Source organism: Streptomyces sp. NPDC001709 (assembly GCF_053596375.1).
In genome coordinates, this window is record NZ_JBSFGB010000006.1 from 220,948 (window position 1) to 241,947 (window position 21,000).

At 71.2% G+C, this 21,000-nt stretch carries 20 protein-coding genes and 1 tRNA gene; 14 read left to right on the plus strand and 7 right to left on the minus strand.

The window, feature by feature from the left end; all coding sequences use genetic code 11:
- Window positions 1–78: 78 nt before the first annotated feature.
- A complete protein-coding gene (locus ACWC0C_RS11820) occupies window positions 79–1,938 on the plus strand; it encodes a sel1 repeat family protein (RefSeq protein ID WP_450863468.1) in 1,860 nt (619 codons plus the stop codon).
- A gap of 141 nt (window positions 1,939–2,079) precedes the next feature.
- Window positions 2,080–2,153, plus strand: a tRNA-Met gene (locus tag ACWC0C_RS11825).
- 105 nt (window positions 2,154–2,258) lie between these two features.
- Here the strand turns inward: ACWC0C_RS11825 and ACWC0C_RS11830 are convergent.
- Window positions 2,259–2,675: a Fur family transcriptional regulator gene (locus ACWC0C_RS11830; RefSeq protein WP_450863469.1), complete on the minus strand. Its 417-nt coding sequence runs from the start codon at window positions 2,673–2,675 to the stop codon at window positions 2,259–2,261.
- A gap of 156 nt (window positions 2,676–2,831) precedes the next feature.
- Between ACWC0C_RS11830 and ACWC0C_RS11835 the strand changes: the two genes are divergently transcribed.
- Complete coding sequence (locus ACWC0C_RS11835) at window positions 2,832–4,283, plus strand: catalase (RefSeq protein WP_449200680.1); 1,452 nt, start codon at window positions 2,832–2,834, stop codon at window positions 4,281–4,283.
- 182 nt (window positions 4,284–4,465) lie between these two features.
- On the opposite strand, the gene ACWC0C_RS11840 is transcribed toward ACWC0C_RS11835, so the two are convergent.
- Together ACWC0C_RS11840 and hisN are read right to left on the minus strand one after the other, a co-directional pair.
- Window positions 4,466–4,861 carry a CBS domain-containing protein gene (locus tag ACWC0C_RS11840; RefSeq protein WP_449200681.1) on the minus strand — a complete coding sequence of 132 codons (396 nt, stop codon included), beginning with the start codon at window positions 4,859–4,861 and terminating at the stop codon, window positions 4,466–4,468.
- Window positions 4,862–5,413: 552 nt separating this feature from the next.
- Complete coding sequence (gene hisN / locus ACWC0C_RS11845) at window positions 5,414–6,220, minus strand: histidinol-phosphatase (protein ID WP_450863472.1); 807 nt, start codon at window positions 6,218–6,220, stop codon at window positions 5,414–5,416.
- Between the two features lie 496 nt (window positions 6,221–6,716).
- Between hisN and ACWC0C_RS11850 the strand changes: the two genes are divergently transcribed.
- Complete coding sequence (locus ACWC0C_RS11850; protein WP_450863646.1) at window positions 6,717–7,316, plus strand: TetR/AcrR family transcriptional regulator; 600 nt, start codon at window positions 6,717–6,719, stop codon at window positions 7,314–7,316.
- A gap of 47 nt (window positions 7,317–7,363) precedes the next feature.
- On the opposite strand, the gene ACWC0C_RS11855 is transcribed toward ACWC0C_RS11850, so the two are convergent.
- From ACWC0C_RS11855 to ACWC0C_RS11870, 4 genes are all read right to left on the minus strand, one after another.
- On the minus strand, window positions 7,364–7,687 hold the full coding sequence (locus tag ACWC0C_RS11855; protein WP_449200683.1) for a DMT family transporter: 324 nt from the start codon (window positions 7,685–7,687) through the stop codon (window positions 7,364–7,366).
- 88 nt (window positions 7,688–7,775) lie between these two features.
- Window positions 7,776–8,786, minus strand: coding sequence for a ribosome small subunit-dependent GTPase A (gene rsgA, locus ACWC0C_RS11860; RefSeq protein ID WP_449200684.1), 1,011 nt, complete (start codon window positions 8,784–8,786; stop codon window positions 7,776–7,778).
- A 12-nt stretch (window positions 8,787–8,798) separates the two neighbouring features.
- Window positions 8,799–10,115, minus strand: coding sequence for a 3-phosphoshikimate 1-carboxyvinyltransferase (gene aroA, locus ACWC0C_RS11865; protein ID WP_450863475.1), 1,317 nt, complete (start codon window positions 10,113–10,115; stop codon window positions 8,799–8,801).
- A 110-nt stretch (window positions 10,116–10,225) separates the two neighbouring features.
- Window positions 10,226–10,948: a M50 family metallopeptidase gene (locus tag ACWC0C_RS11870; RefSeq protein WP_450863477.1), complete on the minus strand. Its 723-nt coding sequence runs from the start codon at window positions 10,946–10,948 to the stop codon at window positions 10,226–10,228.
- A gap of 50 nt (window positions 10,949–10,998) precedes the next feature.
- Between ACWC0C_RS11870 and ACWC0C_RS11875 the strand changes: the two genes are divergently transcribed.
- From ACWC0C_RS11875 to ACWC0C_RS11920, 10 genes are all read left to right on the plus strand, one after another.
- On the plus strand, window positions 10,999–11,814 hold the full coding sequence (locus tag ACWC0C_RS11875; protein WP_450863478.1) for an SOS response-associated peptidase: 816 nt from the start codon (window positions 10,999–11,001) through the stop codon (window positions 11,812–11,814).
- Window position 11,815: 1 nt separating this feature from the next.
- A complete protein-coding gene (locus tag ACWC0C_RS11880) occupies window positions 11,816–12,442 on the plus strand; it encodes an alpha/beta hydrolase family protein (protein ID WP_450863480.1) in 627 nt (208 codons plus the stop codon).
- Window positions 12,443–12,698: 256 nt separating this feature from the next.
- Window positions 12,699–13,394, plus strand: coding sequence for an RNA polymerase sigma factor SigR (gene sigR / locus ACWC0C_RS11885; RefSeq protein ID WP_449200689.1), 696 nt, complete (start codon window positions 12,699–12,701; stop codon window positions 13,392–13,394).
- A complete protein-coding gene (gene rsrA / locus ACWC0C_RS11890; RefSeq protein WP_449200690.1) occupies window positions 13,391–13,693 on the plus strand; it encodes a mycothiol system anti-sigma-R factor in 303 nt (100 codons plus the stop codon). The genes sigR and rsrA overlap by 4 nt, the downstream gene beginning before the upstream one ends.
- Window positions 13,694–13,819: 126 nt before the next feature.
- Entirely contained in the window at window positions 13,820–15,118 is a 1,299-nt protein-coding gene (locus tag ACWC0C_RS11895; protein ID WP_450863483.1) for an HD-GYP domain-containing protein, read from the plus strand.
- Window positions 15,115–16,407, plus strand: a complete 1,293-nt coding sequence (locus ACWC0C_RS11900) for an HD-GYP domain-containing protein (protein WP_450863485.1) — start codon at window positions 15,115–15,117, stop codon at window positions 16,405–16,407. Before ACWC0C_RS11895 ends, ACWC0C_RS11900 begins: the two co-directional genes overlap by 4 nt.
- Before the next feature lie 100 nt (window positions 16,408–16,507).
- A complete protein-coding gene (locus tag ACWC0C_RS11905; protein ID WP_450863486.1) occupies window positions 16,508–17,488 on the plus strand; it encodes a tetratricopeptide repeat protein in 981 nt (326 codons plus the stop codon).
- Window positions 17,489–17,561: 73 nt separating this feature from the next.
- On the plus strand, window positions 17,562–18,212 hold the full coding sequence (def, locus tag ACWC0C_RS11910) for a peptide deformylase (RefSeq protein WP_449200694.1): 651 nt from the start codon (window positions 17,562–17,564) through the stop codon (window positions 18,210–18,212).
- A 289-nt stretch (window positions 18,213–18,501) separates the two neighbouring features.
- The gene (gene cyc1, locus ACWC0C_RS11915; RefSeq protein WP_450863489.1) at window positions 18,502–19,587 is read left to right on the plus strand and encodes an epi-isozizaene synthase; all 1,086 of its coding nucleotides are present in this window, start codon (window positions 18,502–18,504) and stop codon (window positions 19,585–19,587) included.
- Window positions 19,584–20,954: a bifunctional albaflavenone monooxygenase/terpene synthase gene (locus ACWC0C_RS11920; RefSeq protein WP_449200696.1), complete on the plus strand. Its 1,371-nt coding sequence runs from the start codon at window positions 19,584–19,586 to the stop codon at window positions 20,952–20,954. The genes cyc1 and ACWC0C_RS11920 overlap by 4 nt, the downstream gene beginning before the upstream one ends.
- Window positions 20,955–21,000: the final 46 nt, after the last annotated feature.

Here is a 21,000-nt window from a genome sequence, read left to right on the forward strand (position 1 = left end):
GGGCATGTCGACAAAACGCTGAAGTGACCTCACGGGCTGCGGTATACCGGGTGTACCCAGGTTGCAGGTGGTGCGACGATGGACGTTATGGGGGACAAGGCAACTCTGTTCGAGTCAGGGCGATTTGTGCAGCCTTCCGTTGAGGAGCCGACCCGGGACGAGTTGACCGATATGGGGGACGCGGCCGAAGAGGTACGCCTCGGGCTCGCCGCGCAGAGCGGCGACGCCGAGGCGGCGAGCGTCCTCGGCGCCCTGCTGCTGCGCCGCGGTGACCTCGACGGAGCCGAACCCCACCTGCGGGCCGCCACCGCGGCCGGTGACCGGGCCGCCGCCAACAACCTGGGTGTCCTTCTGCATCAGCGCGGCTACCCCGAGGAGGCCGCCGGCTGGTGGCGCATCGCCGCCGTCGCCGGTTCCGCCGCCGCCGCGCACGCGCTGGGCCGCTACCACCGCGAGCGCGGGGACGAGCCCGCCGCCGAGTACTGGCTGCGCCAGTCCGCCGAGCAGGGGCACGTCCTCGGCGCCTATGCGCTCGCCGACCTGCTGGAGCACCGCGGGGATGTCGGCGCCGAGCACTGGATGCGGGCGGCCGCCGAGCGCGGACACCGGGAGGCGGCCTACCGGCTGGCACGGGCACTCGACCGCACGGCCGGACGTGAACTCGACCGTACAGCCGAACGTGAGCTCGACCGCACGGCCACACGCGAGGAGGAGAGCGGCGGCGACAACGCTGTCGCCGAGGCGGAACAGTGGTACCGGCAGGCCGCCGCGCGCGGTCACCGGCGTGCCGCGCTGTACCTCGGGGCGATCCTGGAGAAGCGCGGGGAGCTGAAGGAGGCCGGGCGCTGGTATCTGACCTCCGCCAAGGACGGCGAACCCCGGGCCGCCTGTGCGCTGGCCTTCCTGCTGCGCGACGCCGGGGACAGCGAGAGCGCGGCCGTGTGGTGGCTGCGCGCCGCCCAGGACGGCGACGGCAACGCGGCCAACGCGCTCGGCGCCCTGCACGCCGAGCGCGGCGAGACCCAGACCGCCGAGCGCTGGTACCGGGCGGCGCTGGACGCGGGCGACGACAACGGCGCGTACAACCTCGGGCTGCTCTGCGCCGAGCAGGGGCGGACCGCGCAGGCCGAGCAGTGGTACCGGCGGGCCGCCTACGCCGGGCACCGGGAGGCCGCGAACGCGCTCGCCATCCTGCTGCTGCAGGGCAGTGACGCCACCGGTGCCGAGCCGTGGTTCTCCAAGGCCGCCGAGGCCGGGAGCGTGGACGCCGCGTTCAACCTCGGGATCCTGTACGCCGGACGCGGCGAGGAGACCATGGCCCTGCGCTGGTACGAGCGGGCCGCTGCCGCCGGGCACACCGAGGCCGCGCTCCAGGTCGGGATCGCCCGGCTGCGTGAGGGGGAGGAGCAGGAGGCCGAGCGGCATCTGCGGTGCGCGGCGGGCGGGGGCAGCGCGGAGGCGGCGTACCGGCTGGCGGCGCTGCTGGACGCGCGCCGGCCGCCGGAGCCGGCACATGAGCTGGGCGAGATCGTGCACGAGAAGACCGAGTGCGAGGAGTGGTACGAGCGCGCCGCCACGCAGGGGCACCGGCGGGCTCAGGTGCGGGTGGGGATGCTCGCGGCGGCGCGGGGGGACGTGGTCGAGGCGGCGCGGTGGTACCGGGCCGCGGCGGAGGCCGGGTCGCGTAACGGCGCCTTCAATCTCGGGCTGCTGCTGGCGCGGGAGGGGAGTGAGCCGGAGGCCGCGGTGTGGTGGACGCGGGCCGCTGACGCCGGGCACGGCCGGGCGGCGCTTCGGCTGGCTCTGGTCTACGCGCGTCAGGGGGAGCTGGCGGAGGGGCAGCGGTGGGCCGACCGGGCGGTGGCGCTGGGGCCGGCGGAGGTTTCGGAGCGGGCGGGGCGGTTGCGGGATGCGCTGCGTGAGGAGCTGTCGGCGTGACCGCTGCGGGACGCTGCGCTTGGCTTTCGCGGGTTTTCCCATCCGCCCGCCCGATTCGCTTGGGAACAAGTGACCCCCGCCACGTCCCCGGTAACTGATTTGCTTCCGCCCACTCCCCTCGCGTAATGTCGTGTTCACCGACGCGGGGTGGAGCAGCTCGGTAGCTCGCTGGGCTCATAACCCAGAGGTCGCAGGTTCAAATCCTGTCCCCGCTACTGAAGGCCGAGGGCCGGAATCCAGAGATGGGTTCCGGCCCTCGGTCGTTTGCGGGTTTCCGGGCAGCAAAAAGAGGGGGCTTGCGCCCCCTCTCCAGCGTTCTCCTACGCCTTCGCGCAGTCCGGGCACAGCCCGCGGTACGTCACCTCGACGTCCGACACCGTGAAGCCGAAGCGCTCCGTGTCGGGGAGGTCGGCGAGCGGGTTGCCCGTCGGGTGGACGTCGCGGATGGCGCCGCAGTGGGCGCAGACCAGGTGATGGTGCGGCCGGTGCGCGTTCGGGTCGTAGCGCTTGGCGCGTTTGTCCGTCGAGACTTCCAGCACCTCGCCGAGGGAGACCAGCTCACCCAGCGTGTTGTAGACGGTCGCCCGGGAGATCTCGGGCAGCTTCGCGACAGCCCGCGCATGGACCTCGTCGGCCGTCAGATGGACGTGTTCGCCGTCGAGGACCTCGGCCACGACGCGCCGCTGCGCGGTCATCCGCCATCCGCGTCCACGCAGCCGTTCCAGAAGGTCGCTCATGGATATCAGCCTAACAGCAAGGGGGACCAGGACGGGAATAGGTGTGAGTTTGGATCACTGTTTGACTTAGAACTTGTCCAATGTAGGATCGGGAACGGCTTTGGTCACAGGACAGGACTGGGGCAGGACTAGTCAGCACTGACGCAGGAGGCGCGCGTGACGCAGGGACCGCTCACCACGGAGGCCGGCGCTCCGGTCGCCGACAACCAGAACAGCGAGACGGCGGGCGTCGGCGGGCCGGTCCTCGTCCAGGACCAGCTCCTGCTGGAGAAGCTCGCCCACTTCAACCGGGAGCGCATCCCGGAGCGCGTCGTGCACGCACGGGGCGCCGGCGCGTACGGCACGTTCACCGTGACCGCCGACGTCACGAAGTACACCCGGGCCGCCTTCCTCTCCGAGGTCGGCAAGGAGACCGAGGTCTTCCTGCGCTTCTCGACGGTGGCCGGCAACCTCGGCGCGGCGGACGCCGTCCGTGACCCGCGTGGCTTCGCGCTGAAGTTCTACACCGAGGAGGGCAACTACGACCTCGTCGGCAACAACACCCCGGTCTTCTTCATCCGGGACGCGATCAAGTTCCCGGACTTCATCCACACCCAGAAGCGCGACCCGTACACCGGCAGCCAGGAAGCCGACAACGTGTGGGACTTCTGGTCGCTGTCGCCGGAGTCGACCCACCAGGTGACCTGGCTGTTCGGCGACCGTGGCATCCCGGCGTCGTACCGGCACATGAACGGCTACGGCTCGCACACGTACCAGTGGAGCAACGAGGCCGGTGAGGTCTTCTGGGTCAAGTACCACTTCAAGACCGACCAGGGGATCAAGAACCTGACCGCCGAGGAGGCCGGACTGCTCGCGGGCCGGGACCCCGACTCCCACCAGCGCGATCTGCGCGAGGCGATCGAGCGCGGCGAGTTCCCGAGCTGGACCGTGCAGGTGCAGATCATGCCGGCGGCGGACGCGGCGACGTACCGCTTCAACCCGTTCGACCTCACGAAGGTGTGGCCGCACGAGGACTACCCGCCGATCGAGATCGGCAGGCTGGAGCTCAACCGCAACCCGCAGAACATCTTCGCCGAGGTCGAGCAGTCGATCTTCAGCCCCGCGCACTTCGTGCCGGGCATCGGCCCGTCCCCCGACAAGATGCTCCAGGGGCGCCTCTTCGCGTACGGCGACGCGCACCGCTACCGCGTCGGCATCAACGCCGACCACCTGCCGGTGAACCGTCCGCACGCCACCGAGGCACGTACCAACTCCCGTGACGGCTACCTCTACGACGGCCGGCACGGCGGGGCGAAGAACTACGAGCCGAACAGCTTCGGCGGGCCGCAGCAGACGGGCCGTCCGCTGTGGCGGTCGACCGCCGTCGACGGCTCCACCGGCAACCACCCGACGCCGGTGCACGCCGAGGACGACGACTTCGTGCAGGCGGGCAACCTCTACCGGCTGATGTCGGAGGAGGAGCGGGAGCGCCTGGTCGCGAACCTGGCGGGCGCGATCGCGCCGGTCTCGCGCGAGGACATCGTCGAGCGCGCGATCGGCAACTTCGCGGGCGCCGACGCCGACTTCGGCAAGCGGCTGGAGGCGGCGGTGCAGGCGCTGCGCGGCTGAGCTGCGACTGAGTCACGGCCGAGTCGGCGGCACCGTCTGTGACTCCGCCGGTGACTGGGCCGGTGCCTCTGCCGGCGCCTCTGCCGGTGCCTTGAAGACCTGGGGGACCCCCAGGGCGGGCCGGACCCCACGGTGCTCGGGGTCCGGCCCGTTCCACTTGCTTGGAGAGTCGTTCCGCTCGCTCAGAGCGCCGCCGCGGGTTCCCGGGCCGGGGCCCAGCAGCGGATGATGTCGCGGACCGAGACGATTCCGGCCACCTCGCCGCGGTCGAGGACGACCAGGTGCCGGAAGCCGCCGTGGGCCATGGCGCGGGCGGCCTGCTCCAGGGTCCAGGTGGGTGCCGCGAAGACGACGTCGGTGGTGGTGTGGGCGTGGGCGCGTTCCGTGTCGGGGTTCTGGCCGAGGCCGACGGAGTTGAGGATGTCGCGTTCGGTGAGGATGCCGATGCCGCCGGCGTCCGGGTCGAGGACGACGGCGGCGCCGATGCGGCGGGCGGACATCAGGGCTGCTGCCTGGCGGAGGGTGTGGGCGGGGCCGACGGTGAGGATCACCGTGCTCATGGCGTCTCGGACGAGCATGGGGTGTGCCACCTCCTTGGAATCCACCGGGCTAGTTCCTGGAGTCCGTGGGGCTGGTTCCTGGAGTCCAGCGAGCTAGTTCTTGGATTCACAAATTCACAAGTGGGGGTGGGATCAGAGTGCCAGGCAAAGGACAGGTCAACAAGGGGGCGCGCGTGGCTAGTTGAGGGCGTGTGTGCGTGCAGCCCTTCGACCAGTCAAGTACCGAAATGTCGGGACATGCATTCCCTGCGATGGGCGCCATAGCGTGAGCCACCCATATCGGCTGCGCTGCTCGCCCGGCAGCGCCCGGCAGAGAAGAGAAGGCCATGAACAGCATGGGTAACTCCACTCGTCATCACGCCGCACGCCTGGCCGTCCGGACGGTGGTCCCGGGTGTCCTCGCCGCCGCCGGACTCGTCCTGGCAGCGGTCTCGGCCAGTGCGGTGGCCCCCGCCACCTACTGTCACGTGCAATCCTGCTCGCACGCGCTCAACCCACAGCCGCTTCCCCCACGGGGAGACGACTAGTGATCAGTCGGCCTGACCGGGGTTGAGCGGCGCGAAGCGCCGTTCAACCCCTCGGCGCGTGGCCGAGATACCCCAGCAGCTCGTCGTGCAGCAGGCCGTTGGACGCGACGGCGTTTCCGCTGTGCGGGCCCGGGCGGCCGTCGAGGCCGGTGAAGGTGCCGCCGGCCTCCGTGACGATGATCGCGTTGGCGGCCATGTCCCAGAGCGACAGCTCCGGCTCCGCGCAGATGTCCACGGAGCCCTCGGCGACCATCATGTAGGGCCAGAAGTCGCCGTACGCGCGCGTGCGCCACACCTGGCGGGTGAGGTCGAGGAAGCCGTCGAGGCGGCCCTGCTCCTCCCAGCCGGAGAGGGAGGAGTACGCGAAGGACGCGTCCGCGAGCTCGCCGACTCGGGAGACGTGGATGCGGCTCGCCGAGGTCAGGCTGCGGCCGGTGAAGGCGCCGTGACCCTTCGCTGCCCACCAGCGGCGGCCGAGGGCGGGGGCGGAGACGAGGCCGACGACGGGCTCGTAGCCGCCCTGGCCCGCTTCCATCAGCGAGATGAGGGTCGCCCAGACGGGGACGCCGCGTACGTAGTTCTTGGTGCCGTCGATCGGGTCGATCACCCAGCGGCGGGGGCCGGTGCCTTCGATGCCGTACTCCTCGCCGAGGACCGCGTCCCTCGGGCGGGCGCGCTGGAGCTGGCCGCGGATGAGTTCTTCCGCCGCCTTGTCCGCTTCGCTCACCGGGGTCATGTCCGGCTTCGTCTCGACCTTCAGGTCGAGGGCCTTGAAGCGGTCCATGGTGGCGGCGTCGGCGGCGTCCGCGAGGACGTGGGCGAGGCGTAGGTCGTCGAGGTAGTCCGGCATGTAGGGAACGGTATCTGCCGGGGTCGGTGCGGGGCTACAAGGGCCGTGGGCGGGTCGTCGGGGGCTGTACCGCGGGTACGACGGTGCCGGGTGCCGGTGCTGCCCGAGTATTTGGTGTCGCTGCCGACGCGCGGTTGCGACCGCCGTTGCCGGGTGGGTGCCGTCCGAGTGGTTCGGGTGTCCGAAGCTGGGGTGGCCTGGCGGCTGTTGCCGGGTGGGCGCCGCCTGAGCGGTACGACTACCCGCTGCCGCTGGGGTGGGTGCCGTCCGAGTGGTTCGGGTGCCCGAAACTAGGTTGGCCTGGCGGCCGTTGCCGGGTGGGTGCCGGCCCAGTGGCAACGCTGCCCGCAGGCTGTGGCGGGCCGGCCGGCGGTACCGCGGCTTCCGCCCGACTCGACCGGCCTGAAGCGCCCCTCCAATCCCCGCGAACCCTTGACAGTGCATACAAGCGCGTCAAATCTGGGCGCAGAGTCGCTCCGCCCCCAGGGAGGCGATGATGCCTGCTGCCCGGGAGTCCCTACTGGACGCCGCCTATACGGCCCTCGCGCGCCGGCCGTGGTCCGCGGTGCGGATGGTCGACGTGGCCGTGACGGCCGGAGTGTCCCGGCAGACCCTGTACAACGAGTTCGGCAGCAAGGACGGGCTGGCCCGTGCCCTGGTGCGGCGCGAGGCCGACGGCTATCTGGCCGGAGTCGAGCGGGCGCTCGCCGGCCCGGGCGAGCCGGGGGAGCGGCTCACCGCCATGGCCGAGTGGACGAGTTCCGCCGCACGGGAGAACGCGCTGGTACGAGCCATGCTCACCGGCTGCTGGAGCGAACGGCTGCCCGCCCCGCCGCTTGCCGCCGTGTCGTCCTCCTCCTCGGTGCCGGCACAGCGCCGCGCGGACGGGCCGCTGCCGACGCCCCGTGACTTCGTACGGATCGTGCGGGACCGCGCGGTCACCGCCCTGACGGGCCCCGCCCCCAGCGAGAGCGCCGAGCTGGCCCGGCCCTGCGAACTCGCCGTACGGCTCGCCCTGTCCTGCGTGGCGGCACCGCCGGGGGAGGGCGGCATGGCGGAACTGATCCGAGCGGTCGTCCCACGCCAGGCGGTGTGATTCCCCCGTCCCGCAGCGGCGGCAGCGGCGGCAGCGGCGTCCAGGCCCTAGTGCGCCGACCCCGACAACTGCAACCCGACCACCCCGATGATCACCAGGCTGATGGAGACGATCTTCAGGGTGGACACCAGGTCGCCGAGGAAGACCATGCCGTAGATCGCGGTGCCCGCCGCGCCGATGCCGGTCCACACCGCGTAGGCGGGGCCGACGTCGAGCTTCTTCAGGGACAGGGTCAGCAGACCGAAGCTGCCGAGGGCGAACGACGCGAAGGCGATCGTCGGCCACAGGCGGGTGAACCCGTGCGAGAGCTTCAGGCACACGGCGAAACCGGTCTCCAGCATCCCGGCCACGATGACCAGTAGCCACGCCATGTGCGGTCCTCCCGTTGATCCGGATCTCCGGCTCGGTGCGATTATGCACTTACCGGCCCCGGGCCCCGGCAAACTACGCGACGGCGGCTCAGTCCCCTTCCCTGCGCTCGCGCGTGGCCAGCAGACGGCGCAGCGAGTACAGGCGGGCCGGGTCCGCGTGGCCGTCCTCGACCCACGCGTCCAGCGCGCAGTCCGGCTCGTCGTGGCTGCACGCGCGCGGGCAGCCCTCCGTGCCGGGTTCGAGATCGGGGAAGGCGTGGATCACGCGGGACGGATCGATGTGGGCCAGGCCGAAGGAGCGGACGCCGGGGGTGTCGATGACCCAGCCGTCCGCGACCGTCAGCGGGAGCGCCAGGGCGGATGTCGTGGTGTGGCGGCCGCGGCCCGTCACCGCGTTCACCAGTCCCGTCGTACGCCTGCGCTCCTGCGGGACCAGTGCGTTCACCAGCGTCGTCTTGCCGACGCCCGAGTGGCCCACGAACGCGGTGATCTTGCCGTCCAGTTGCTCGCGGACCCGGTCCGCCGCGTCGCCGTTCTCCAGTTCCTCCCGGCTGGTGACGACGTAGGGGATGTCGAGCGCGCCGTACAGCTCCAGCAGCTTGTCCGGCGGGGCCAGGTCCGACTTGGTCATCACCAGCAGCGGTTCCAGACCGCCGTCGAAGGCGGCGACCAGACAGCGGTCGATCAGGCGGGGGCGCGGTTCGGGGTCGGCCAGGGCCGTGACGATCGCCAGCTGGTCGGCGTTGGCGACGACCACGCGCTCGAAGGGGTCGTCGTCATCGGCCGTGCGTCGCAGCACCGACGTACGTTCCTCGATCCGCACGATCCGGGCGAGCGTGTCCTTCTTGCCGGACAGGTCGCCCACGAGGGCCACCCGGTCCCCGACCACCGCCGCCTTGCGGCCCAGCTCACGGGCCTTCATCGCGATCACGGGCCGGTCCTCGACCAGACAGGTCAGCCGGCCGCGGTCGACCGTGAGGACCATGCCCTCGGCCGCGTCCTCGTGCTTGGGCCGGATGTTCGTACGCGGCCGGTTGCCCTTGCGGTTGGGACGGGTGCGGATGTCGTCCTCGTCGGTGTGCTTGCCGTAGCGGCGCATGGCGTACGTCCCCTACTGCCCGAGCATCCCGGTCCACAGGTCCGGGAAGTCCGGCAGGGTCTTCGCCGTCGTCGCCACGTTCTCGATCCGCACGCCCTCGACCGCCAGGCCGATGATCGCGCCGGCGGTCGCCATGCGGTGGTCCTCGTAGGTGTGGAAGACGCCGCCGTGCAGCGGGCGCGGTCGGATGTGCAGGCCGTCGGCGGTCTCGGTGACGTCACCGCCGAGTTCGTTGATCTCCTTGGTGAGCGCGGCCAGCCGGTCGGTCTCGTGCAGCCGCAGATGGGCCACGCCCCGCAGGGTCGAGGGGGAGTCGGCGAGGGCGGCGACCGCCGCGATACCCGGGGTCAGCTCGCCTACGTCGCCCAGGTCTACGTCGATGCCGTGGATGGCGCCGGAACCGGTGAACGCCAGCCCGTACTCGGTGAGTTCGCAGGAGCCGCCCATCTCGGTGAAGATCTCCCGCAGCCGGTCGCCCGGCTGGGCGGTCCGCTGCGGCCAGTCCGGGATCAGCACCTTGCCGCCGGTGACCAGCGCGGCCGCCAGGAACGGCTGGGCGTTGGACAGGTCGGGCTCGATCGTCAGGTCCCGGCCGAGCAGGGCGCCCGGTGTCACCCGCCACACGTTCGGCTCGCCGCCCGACTCGGGGGTGTCCACCTGGGCGCCGACCGCGCGCAGCATCTCGACCGTCATCCGGATGTGCGGCATGGAGGGCAGGGTCGCGCCCGTGTGGCGGACCTCGACGCCCTGGTTGAAGCGCGGGCCGGAGAGCAGCAGCGCGCTCACGAACTGGGAGGACGAGGAGGCGTCGACCGACACCGGGCCGCCGTCCAGGGCTCCGCCGCCGTGCACGGTCAGCGGCAGCGCGCCCCGGCCGTCGTCGTCGATCCGGGCGCCGAGCACGCGCAGCGCGTCGATCACACCGTTCAGGGGGCGCTCGTACGACCGCGGGTCGCCGTCGAAGCGGATGGGGCCGTCGGCCAGCGCGGCCACCGGCGGCAGGAAGCGCATGACCGTGCCGGCGTTGCCCACGTCGACCGTGGCCGGGCCGCGCAGGCCCGTCGGCAGCACCCGCCAGGCCTCGCCGGTGCCGTCGGGCCCGACGCCTTCCTCGATCTCCACGCCCATCGCGCGCAGCGCGCCGGCCATCAGCAGGGTGTCCCGGGACCGCAGCGGGCGGCGCAGCCAGCCGGGCTCGGAGGCGAGGGCGGCCAGCACGAGCGCGCGGTTGGTGACCGACTTGGACCCGGGCACGTGGACCGTCGCGTCGACGGCTCCGCTCGCGTGCGGGGCGGGCCAGAGGGCGGTGTGTGCGGGGTTAGCGGTCATGCGCTCCACTTTAGTGGCTGGGGGCGGCCGGAGATCTCGATCAAAAGCGGTGAAACCCCAACGAAAACGAGGCAGGAGTCATCGCGTACGGATGCACCCCGCCCCGGTGGTCACACCTCCAGCAGCCAGCGGCCCCCGCCGATCAGTGAACACAGCGACACCGCGTGGAACAGGAACAGCCACAGCCCCGCCGGGACGTGCGTGAGCCGCGACAGCTGGTCCGCGTCCGAGTCCCCGGCGCCACCCCGGGTCCGCTTCCGCTGCAGCTCGAACGGCGGCCGTACCCCGCCGAACAGCAGGAACCACACCACCGCGTACGCGAACGCCGCCTGCACCTGGGGCCCCGTCAGCCAGGACACCAGCAGGAACGCGCCGCCGGTCAGCACCACGGTCAGCACGCCGTATGCGTTGCGGATCATCACCAGCATCACCACCAGCAGCGCCGTCGCCGCCCACAGCAGCAGCGTGATGCGGCCCGCGGCCAGCAGGGCGGCGCCGCCGAGACCCAGCAGCGAGGGGGCCGTGTACCCCGCGGCGGCCGTGAGGATCATGCCCAGCCCGTACGGCTTGCCCCGGCTGACCGTGAGGCCGCTGGTGTCGGAGTGCAGCCGGATGCCGGTGAGCTGCCGGCCGGTGAGCAGGGCGAGCAGGCCGTGGCCGCCCTCGTGCGCGATGGTGATCGCGTTGCGGGATATGCGCCACAGGGTGTGCGGGACGACGACGGCGAGCGCGGCCGCCGAGGTGGCGAGGACCACCCACAGGTCGGGGTCGGGCTGGGTGCCGGTGAGCCGGTCCCACAGGTCGGGCAGCGCGAGGGCGGCGAGGCTGTCCATGTGTCCGAGTGGCTCTCTCTCGTGGTGCGGAGTCTGGCAGTGTGGCACGCATGTGCGGACGGTATGCATCGAGTCGTAGGCCCGAGGATCTCGCAGGAATCTTTGAGATCGAGAAGTGGGCGCCTGAGGAGACCCTGGAGCCGGACTACAACGTGGCTCCGACCAAGGAGGTCTACGCCGTCCTCGACCGCCCCCTGAAAGACGCGGACTCCCCGCGCCCGGTTCGTCAGCTGCGCAAGCTGAAGTGGGGACTGGTGCCGTCCTGGGCCAAGACGCCCGAGGGCGGCGCCCGGATGATCAACGCGCGCGCCGAGACCGTGCACGAGAAGCCCTCCTACCGCCGTGCCTTCGCCGCCCGGCGCTGCATCATCCCCGCCGACGGCTACTACGAGTGGGTCACCGGCCAACAGGAGCGCGAGCTCGAGGTCGAGGGCAAGAAGAAACGGCCGCGCAAACAGCCGTACTTCGTGCTGCCGGCCGACGGCTCGGTGTTCGCGATGGCCGGGCTGTACGAGTTCTGGCGCGACCGCACCCTGCCCGACGACCATCCGCAGGCCTGGTGGGTCACCTGCTCGGTGATCACCACGGAGGCGGAGCGGACCCCGCTGGCCGTCGCCCCCGCCCAGGGCCCGCACGCCCTGGCCGACATCCACCCCCGGATGCCGCTGATGCTCACCCCGGACCGCTGGGACGCCTGGCTCGACCCGGGCCGCACCGACCCCGACGACCTGCGCGACCTGCTGGCCCCGCCTCCGCCCGGCCTGATGCGCGCCTACCCGGTCTCCACCGCCGTCAGCAACGTCCGCAACAACGGCCCGGAGCTGCTGAAGGAGCTGGCGGCGCCGGAAGAGGGGACACTCTTCTAACGTGATCGAGATTGTCGAGACCGACGCCGGGACCGCCCGCATCACCTGGCACAAGGCGAAGAAGGCCCGGCTGGTGCTGGCCGTGAGCCACGGCGCGGGCGGGGGCATCGAGGCACGGGACCTGCAGGCGCTGGCCGGGGTGCTCCCGGGGTGCGGCGTGACCGTGGCCCTCGTGGAGCAGCCCTGGCGCGTCGCCGGGAAGAAGGTCGCCCCCGCGCCGAAGACCCTGGACACCGGCTGGCGTGGCATCTGGCCCGCGCTGTCCGGGATGGAGCTGCCGGTGATCTCCGGCGGCCGCAGCGCCGGGGCCCGGGTCGCCTGCCGCACGGCCACCGAGCTGGGCGCGCACGCCGTGCTCGCGCTGGGCTTCCCGCTGCACCCGCCGGGCAAGCCGGAGAAGTCCCGCGCCGAGGAGTTGCTGGGCTCAGGGGTGCCCACGCTGGTCGTACAGGGCGGCAACGACCCCTTCGGGAAGCCGGAGGAGTTCCCGAAGGGCGACTTCGAGCTGATCGAGGTGCCGTACGGCGATCACGGGTTCGCCATTCCCAAACGCGCGGAGATCAGCCAGGAGCGGGCCCTGGAGATCATCACCGAGGGTGTCGTGCAGTGGGTCGCGTCACTCGGGTGACTTCCGGGAATGTTGCGCGCGGGCCCTCTGTTGAGGCGGACAGAAGTGCTGAGGCCTCGGCACCGACGTCGTAGGAGAGGAAGTCCGCCGCATGGGTTCGACCATCTGCCCGAGCCGTACGCGTAGCGCTGACCTGGACTGGACGGTGCTGCACGCGGCCAGGACCACTCCTATTCGAGGGGCGGCGGGCACGGGTCGTGTTCTATCCTCCGAAACGAGTGGGACCGGTTTCGGTCCTGCCCGGGATCTTGAGGAGGTGGGTCCGGTCACTGGGACCGACGCAGGGACCGACAACGGCCAGGCGGAGCAGCCCGAGGGCCAGGGCGTGAGCGCGGAGGCGATCTCCGAGTCGACCGCGGAGCGCAGTGCGCGCTTCGAGCGGGACGCGCTCGAATTCCTCGACCAGATGTACTCGGCCGCGCTGCGCATGACGCGCAACCCGGCCGACGCCGAGGACCTGGTGCAGGAGACCTACGCCAAGGCGTACGCGTCCTTCCACCAGTTCCGTGAGGGCACCAACCTCAAGGCATGGCTGTACCGGATCCTCACGAACACCTTCATCAACTCCTACCGCAAGAAGCAGCGCGAGCCGCAGCGCTCCACCGCGGAGGAGATCGAGGACTGGCAGCTCGCCCGCGCCGAGTCGCACATGTCGACGGGTCTGCGCTCCGCCGAGTCGCAGGCGCTCGACCACCTGCCCGACTCGGACGTGAAGGAAGCGCTGCAGGCGATCCCCGAGGAGTTCCGCATCGCCGTCTATCTCGCGGACGTCGAGGGCTTTGCGTACAAGGAGATCGCGGACATCATGGGGACACCCATCGGTACGGTGATGTCCCGGCTGCACCGGGGCCGCCGTCAACTGCGCGGCATGCTGGAGGACTACGCCCGTGAGCGCGGGCTGGTTCCGGCGGGCGCCGGAGAGTCGAACGAAGCGAAAGGCTCGGGCTCATGAGCTGCGGAGAGCCGCACGAGACGGACTGCAGTGAGGTCCTCGACCACCTGTACGAGTTCCTCGACAGCGAGATGCCGGACGTCGATCGCGACAAGTTCCGGCACCACTTCGAGGAATGCTCGCCGTGCCTGGAGAAGTACGGCCTGGAGCAGGCCGTGAAGAAGCTGGTCAAGCGGTGCTGCGGACATGACGACGTGCCCGCCGATCTGCGCGCCAAGGTCATGGGGCGGATCGACCTGATCCGCTCCGGCCAGGCCGTGCCCGAGCACGACGTGACGGCGACACCTCAGGAGAGCTGAACGCTCCAGGAGAGCCGAGCGCCCCGTCGTATCACCCGAACGTGCTAATCCTCAGGTCATAGGCCCCGCACCCCCCGAACCCCGCCCTAGGCTCCGAGCCTGGACAGGCATGGTCGGGGAGGGGCGATGGAGGCGGTACCGGCGAGAGCACGTGCCTATGTGGCCTGTGTCGCCCTGCTGGCGCTGTCCTGCCTGCTGCCGCTGCCGGCGATACGCACCCCGTGGTGGGCGCTCGGCCTGCTCGCCGCGCTCTACGCCGCCTGTGAGCACGTCGTACGCCGGCGTTTCGGCGGCACGTTCTACCCCGTGCTGCTCGCCGGGGCGTTCCTGCTGCCGCCGCCGGCCGCTGCGCTCGTCCCGCTGCCCGCGGCCCTGCTCTCCCCGGTCGAGCACGGGCCCGCGCCGCTCAGGCGCGTCTGGCGGGCCGCGCGGCCCGCGCTCGCCGTGTGGGGCGCCGCCCGGGTGCACTGGGCGCTCGGCGGCCGGGACGCGGTCGTCGCCTCCGACTTCCCGTACGCGCTGCTGCCCGCCGGTGCGGCCGTCCTCGCCTTCTGCCTGATCCTCACCGTCCTCGACGGCGGCATCCGCGCGGCCGCCCTCGCCATCCCGCTGCGCCGGGCCTGGCGCGGGCTGCTGTCCCGCTCCCTCGCGCCGGTCGCGGTGCACGGACTCGCCGGACTGATGATGGCCGTGCTGTGGCGCAGCCCGTACGGCCCGGTCGCCGCGCTGCTCGTCCTGCTGCCGATGTGCGTGTCCTGGTGGATCTTCGCCCAGTACCACCGCGAACGCGCCGCCCACCAGGCCACCATCCGCGCCCTCGTGCAGGCCGTCGACATCAAGGACGGCTACACCCGCGGCCACAGCGAACGCGTCGGACAGGCCTCCGTGATGATCGCCCGCGAACTCGGCATGGACGACGACCGCGTCGAGGTACTGCGCTTCGCGGGCATCCTGCACGACGTCGGCAAGCTCGGCGTCCCCACCCGGCTGCTGCGCAAGGACGGCCCGCTCACCCCCGAGGAGCGCCGGATCATCGAACTGCACCCCGAGTACGGCCATGAGATGGTCCGCGGGATCTCCTTCCTCGGCGAGGCCCGCGCCGCGATCCTGCACCACCACGAACGCCTGGACGGCACCGGCTATCCCTACGGTCTCGTCGGCACCCAGATCCCCGAGTGCGCCCGGGTCGTCGCCGTCGCCGACGCCTTCGACGCGATGACCTCCACCCGCTCCTACAGCCGGGCCCGGCCCGTCGAGGCGGCCGTCGCCGAGCTGGAGCGCTGCGCGGGCGCCCAGTTCGACCCGCGCATGGTCACCGCCCTCGCCCGGGCTCTGGGCCGCTACGGCTGGCACCCCAGGGTCACCGCCGACGAGATGCCGCTGCCCTCCCAGGGCCCGGAGCCGGTCACCGGGGCACCCCGGTGACCGCCCTGCGGATCGTCCACGGCGCCGCCGCCCTCGCCGCGGCCGCCGCCCTCGCCGACACCCTGTGGACCGGCCTCGCCGACCGGGGCGTGGCGCTCGCCTTCGGGGTGCTCATAGCCGTCGGCGAGCTGACCCGGTGGAGCGGCGCCCGGATACGGCAGGCCGCCCCGCTCGCCACCGCGGGCTCGCTGTCGTACGCCCTGCTCGGCGCGGACGCCGGACGGCCCACACAGCACGACTCGGCGCAGGTCGTCACCATCGTCCTCGCCGCCGCCCTGCTCGGTGCCGTCCCGCACATCTGGTCCGGGCGCACCCCCACCCTCGACCATCTGGCCCGCCGTGTGCTCACCGTCGGCTTCGCCGCCGTCTGCTTCCAACCCCTCTACAACAAGGGTGTGTTCACGTCCTGGAGCGGTCCCGCCTACGCCCTCCTCCTGGTCACCCTGCTCGGCCTCACCGCGCTGTGCGACGCCGTCCTGGGGTCCGCCCTCGCCCACTCCCGCACCGGCTGGCCGTTCGGCCCGCAACTGCGCGCGGAGCTGCGCGGGCTGCTCGGTATCGGCTCCGCCGTCTGTGCGACCGGCGCGGTGATGGCGCTCGGGGTCGCCGTCGCCGGGCTGTGGGCACTGCCCGTGTTCTGTCTGCCCCTGCTGCTCACGCAGTTGTCCCTGCGCCGGTACGCGGCAGTCCGCGCCACCTACCGGCAGACCATCGCCTCCCTCGCCCGCGCCACCGAGATCGCCGGATGCACCCCCACCGGACACGCCCGCCGCGTCGCCGCGCTCAGTCTCGCCGTCGGCCGGGACCTCGGCCTGAGCGGCGGCGAACTGACCGTGCTGGAGTACGCGGCGCTCATGCACGACATCGGCCAGCTCAGCCTGGTCGACCCGGTCCGGGCCGGTGCCACCGCCGGCCTGCCCGCCGCGGAACAGCGGCGCATCGCGCTGCTCGGCGGGGCCGTCGTACGGCAGACGGGCGTCTCCGCGGCCGTCGCCGTGGTGGTGGAACGGCAGGCGGACCCCTACCGCGAACAGCCGGTCGCCGCGCGGATCATCCGTGCCGTGAACGCCTACGAGGAGAAGACCCGGGACGCCGGCCCCGAGGGCCCCCTGCGGGCGCTGGAGGAACTGCGTCTGGGCACCGCCGGTGACTACGCTCCGGAGGTGGTGGAGTCCCTCGCCCGGGTACTCGCCCAGCCACGGGCATGGCGGGAGAGCGCGCCGGCGGAGGGCGGCGGGAGACGCACGGCACTGTCTGACCCCGCTCGCGGCTGGGTAACCCATGGGTAATGAGCGCCTTTCCCACCGTACGTGGTTGGATGCGAGGGAGAGGGTGTCCGGGGGCACAAGCCAGCCCACTGTGCGGAACTGGAACTGGCAGGCGGGAATCGTGAGGATCTTCGGCAAGGGACGGCACCGGCCCTCCGCCTCCTGGCGGCAGGCCACCGACCGTGCGTTCACACTGATCGGCGACGGCCGGTACGAGGACGCGGGCGAGCTGTTGACACGGGCCGCCGACCTGGAGCCCTGGCTGTCGGAGTCCTGGTTCAACCTCGCCCTGCTGCACAAGTTCCGGCACGACTGGGAGCAGGCCCGCGCGGCCGGGCTCCGGGCGGTCGCCCTGCTCGACCGGGAGACCGGCGCCCCCGACTGGTGGAACGTCGGCATCGCCGCCACCGCGCTGCAGGACTGGCCGCTGGCCCGCCGCGCCTGGCAGGCGTACGGACTGAAGGTCCCCGGCGGTGCGAGCGTGGCCGGGGAACCGCTCGGCATGGAGCTGGGCAGCGCGGCCGTACGGCTCTCCCCGGAGGGCGAGGCCGAGGTCGTGTGGGGCCGCAGGCTGGACCCGGCGCGGATCGAGGTGCTGTCCATCCCGCTTCCCTCGTCCGGGCGACGCTGGGGCGAGGTCGTGCTGCACGACGGGGTCCCGCACGGCGAGCGCACGACGTCCAGCGGCCACGCCTACCCGGTCTTCGACGAGATCGAGCTGTGGGCGCCCTCACCCGTGCCGACCTGGGTGGTCCTGCTGGAGGCGGCCACGGAGGCGGACCGGGACGCGCTGGAGCAGCTGGCGGCCGATGCCGGGTTCGCCGCCGAGGACTGGTCCTCTTCGGTGCGGCTGCTGTGCCGGATGTGCTCGGAGTCGCGGATGCCGTCGGACGAGGGCGAAGGGGATCACCTGGACCCGCACGACCACAGTGAGCCCGGTCATCCCGGTCCGCTGGGGCATCGGACGGACGGGCAGCTGTGGGTGCCCGAGCGGGAGTGCGGGGTGGCCGCGCCGGCCTCGCTGGTTCGCGGGCTGCTGGACGGATGGGTCGCGGACAGCCCGGACTCGCGGGACTGGCGGGATCTCGAAGAGGTTTGCTGAGCCGTCGATGACCGGCCGCCTTTAGGCTGTACCTGAGACTTTTCCCAGGTTTGCAGGAAGGCGTACGTCGGTCATGGCGCAGCAGGACACCGATCAGCAGCACGCGGGCGTGCTCCCCGTCGACGACGAGGGCTATGTCGTCGACACGGAGGACTGCGAGGAGCGCGAGAAGGCCTGGCGGGAGCGCGGGACCTCGCGGCCGATCACGGTCGTGGGCAACCCGGTGCTGCACAAGGAGTGCAAGGACGTCACCGAGTTCGGCGAGGACCTGCGGCAGCTGGTCGCCGACATGTTCGCCAGCCAGCGCACCGCCGAGGGCGTGGGCCTGGCCGCCAACCAGATCGGTGTCGATCTGAAGGTCTTCGTCTACGACTGCCTGGACGACGAGGGCGTCCGGCACGTCGGCGTGGTGTGCAACCCGAAGCCGGTCGACCTGCCGGCCGACCGGCGCCGACTGGACGACAGCAACGAGGGCTGCCTGTCCGTGCCGGGGGCGTACGCGCCGCTGGCCCGTCCCGACTACGCCGAGGTGACCGGCCAGGACGAGCAGGGCAACCCGATCAAGGTCCGCGGCACCGGCTACTTCGCACGGTGTTTGCAGCACGAGACCGACCACCTCTACGGCTACCTGTACATCGACCGGCTGTCCAAGCGGGACCGCAAGGACGCGCTGCGGCAGATGGCCGAGAATGAGCCACGTTACCCGGTGGTCGCCAACGCCTAGGCGGCACAGGGTCGTTGGGCGCCCGATCGGGATCACTCCCGGTCGGGCGCCCTTTGTATGTCCCGCTTCGCTCGTCCGTGCGATGTACAACCGATCCCTTCTGCCGTCCTAGTGATCCTTAATCGGTCACGCAAGGGCGGATTCTCGGCACCTTGGGGTAGTGAGTGAAGCAAATCCGTTCCCATGGCGGTCAGTTGTGGTGCTGAATGGAAGTGCGGGGATACGCAACGGCGCACGCCCGGTACGACGGGAGGGGCGTGCGCTCCCGGCGGCGGAGAGGGGTTTGTACGTGCATGCTTTCCCACACGGCACCACAGCGACGCCAACGGCGGTCGTAGTACCACCCTCACTGGTACTCCCGGTGATCGAGTCCGCCTTTCCCAGGCAACTGCACCCGTATTGGCCGCGACTACAGGAGAAGACGAGGGTCTGGCTACTGGAAAAACGGCTCATGCCCGCGGACAAGGTGCAGGAATATGCCGACGGACTGTGCTACACCGACCTCATGGCGGGCTACTACCTCGGCGCCCCCGACGAGGTCCTGCAGGCCATCGCCGACTACAGCGCGTGGTTCTTCGTCTGGGACGACTGCCACGACCGGCACGTCGTCCACGGGCGGGCCGGCGACTGGCGGCGGCTGAGGTACCGCCTGCACGCGGCCCTCGACGCGCCCCGGCACCACCTGCACCACCCGGATCCGCTGGTCGCGGGGTTCGCCGACAGCGTGCTGCGGCTGTACGGCTTCCTGCCGCGCACCTGGAACCAGCGGTTCGCCCGGCACTTCCACGCGGTGATCGAGGCCTACGACCGCGAGTTCCGCAACCGGACCCGGGGATACATACCCGGTGTCGAGGAATACCTCGCCCTGCGCCGGCACACCTTCGCCCACTGGATATGGACGGACCTGCTGGAGCCGAGCGCCGGGTTTGAACTCCCGGACGCGGTAAGGAAAAAACCGGCCTATCGCCGGGCCGCACTGCTCAGTCAGGAATTCGCCGCCTGGTACAACGACCTGTGCTCGCTGCCGAAGGAAATAGCGGGCGACGAGGTCCACAATCTCGGGATCAGTCTCATCACCCATGAGCGGCTGAGTCTCGAGGAATCGGTGGACGAAGTCAGGCGGCGCGTCGAGAAATGCATCAGCGAATTCCTGGAAGCCGAGCAGGACGCCCTGCGCTTCGCCGACGACCTCGCCGACGGCACGGTCCAGGGAAAGGAATTGAGTGCCGCAGTGCGCTCCTGCGTCGGCAATATGCGCAACTGGTTCAGCTCCGTCTACTGGTTCCACCACGAGTCCGGCCGGTACACGGTCGACACCTGGGACGACCGGTCCACGCCCCCGTACGTCACGAACGAAGCGGCAGGTGACAAATGACCGTCGAGTCTGCGCAACCCCTGACCTCCGAGACCGCCGAACTGCGCGAACCGCCCCTGGCCCCAGGCGCTGTCCCGGGCCTCGGGCACGGCCTGAAGCTGGTCCGCGACCCGCTCGCCTTCATGTCCCGGCTCCGCGACCACGGCGACGTCGTACGCCTCAAGCTCGGCCCCAAGACGGTGTACGCCGTCACCACGCCGGCGCTCACCGGCGCGCTCGCCCTCAGCCCCGACTTCAAGATCGACGGGCCCCTGTGGGAGTCCCTCGAAGGCCTGCTCGGCAAGGAGGGCGTGGCCACCGCCAACGGCCCCCGGCACCGGCGCCAGCGGCGCACCATCCAGCCCGCGTTCCGCCTGGACGCGATCCCGGACTACGGGCCGATCATGGAGGAGGAGGCGCACCAGCTCACCGAGCGCTGGCAACCCGGCGAGACCATCGACTGCACCTCCGAGTCCTTCCGGGTGGCCGTCCGCATCGCCGCCCGCTGCCTGCTGCGCGGCGAGTACATGGACGAGCGCGCCGAGCGGCTCAGCGTCGACCTCGCCAGCGTCTTCCGGGGCATGTACCGCCGGATGGTCGTCCCGCTCGGGCCGCTGTACCGGCTGCCGTTCCCGGCCAACCGCGAATTCAACCGGGCACTGGCCGATTTGCATCTGCTGGTCGACGAGATCGTCGCCGAGCGCAGGGCATCTGGTCAAAAGCCGGACGATTTGCTGACGGCATTGCTGGAGGCCAAGGACGACAATGGCGACCCCATCGGGGAACAGGAGATCCACGACCAGGTCGTCGCGATACTCACCCCCGGCAGCGAAACAGTGGCGTCCACGATCATGTGGTTGCTCCAGGTCCTCGCGGAACACCCGGAACACGCCGAGAAGGTACGGACCGAGGTCGAATCCGTGACCGGCGGTCGACCCGTCGGATTCGAACACGTCCGCTCACTCAGGCACACGAACAATGTCGTCGTCGAGGCCATGCGGCTCAGGCCGGCCGTATGGATATTGACGCGCCGCGCGGTGACCGACACGGCCCTCGGTGGCTATCGCATTCCGGCCGGGGCGGACATCGTCTACAGCCCGTACGCGATCCAGCGTGACGCCCGTTCCTACGACGGCCACCTCGACTTCGACCCCGACCGGTGGCTGCCGGAGCGGGCCAAGGAGGTACCGAAGTACGCCATGAGCCCCTTCAGCGTGGGTAACCGCAAGTGCCCCAGCGACCACTTCTCCATGACCCAGCTGAGCCTGATCACCGCGGCGATCTCGGCGAAGTACCGCTTCGAGCAGGTCGCTGGGTCGAACGACACCACCCGCGTGGGCATCACGCTGCGTCCGCACGACCTGCGGCTGAGGCCGATGCCTTGGTAGGACTCCTGGTACCGGCGCGCGCTCGGGTGGCCTCGGGGCCCCGGAA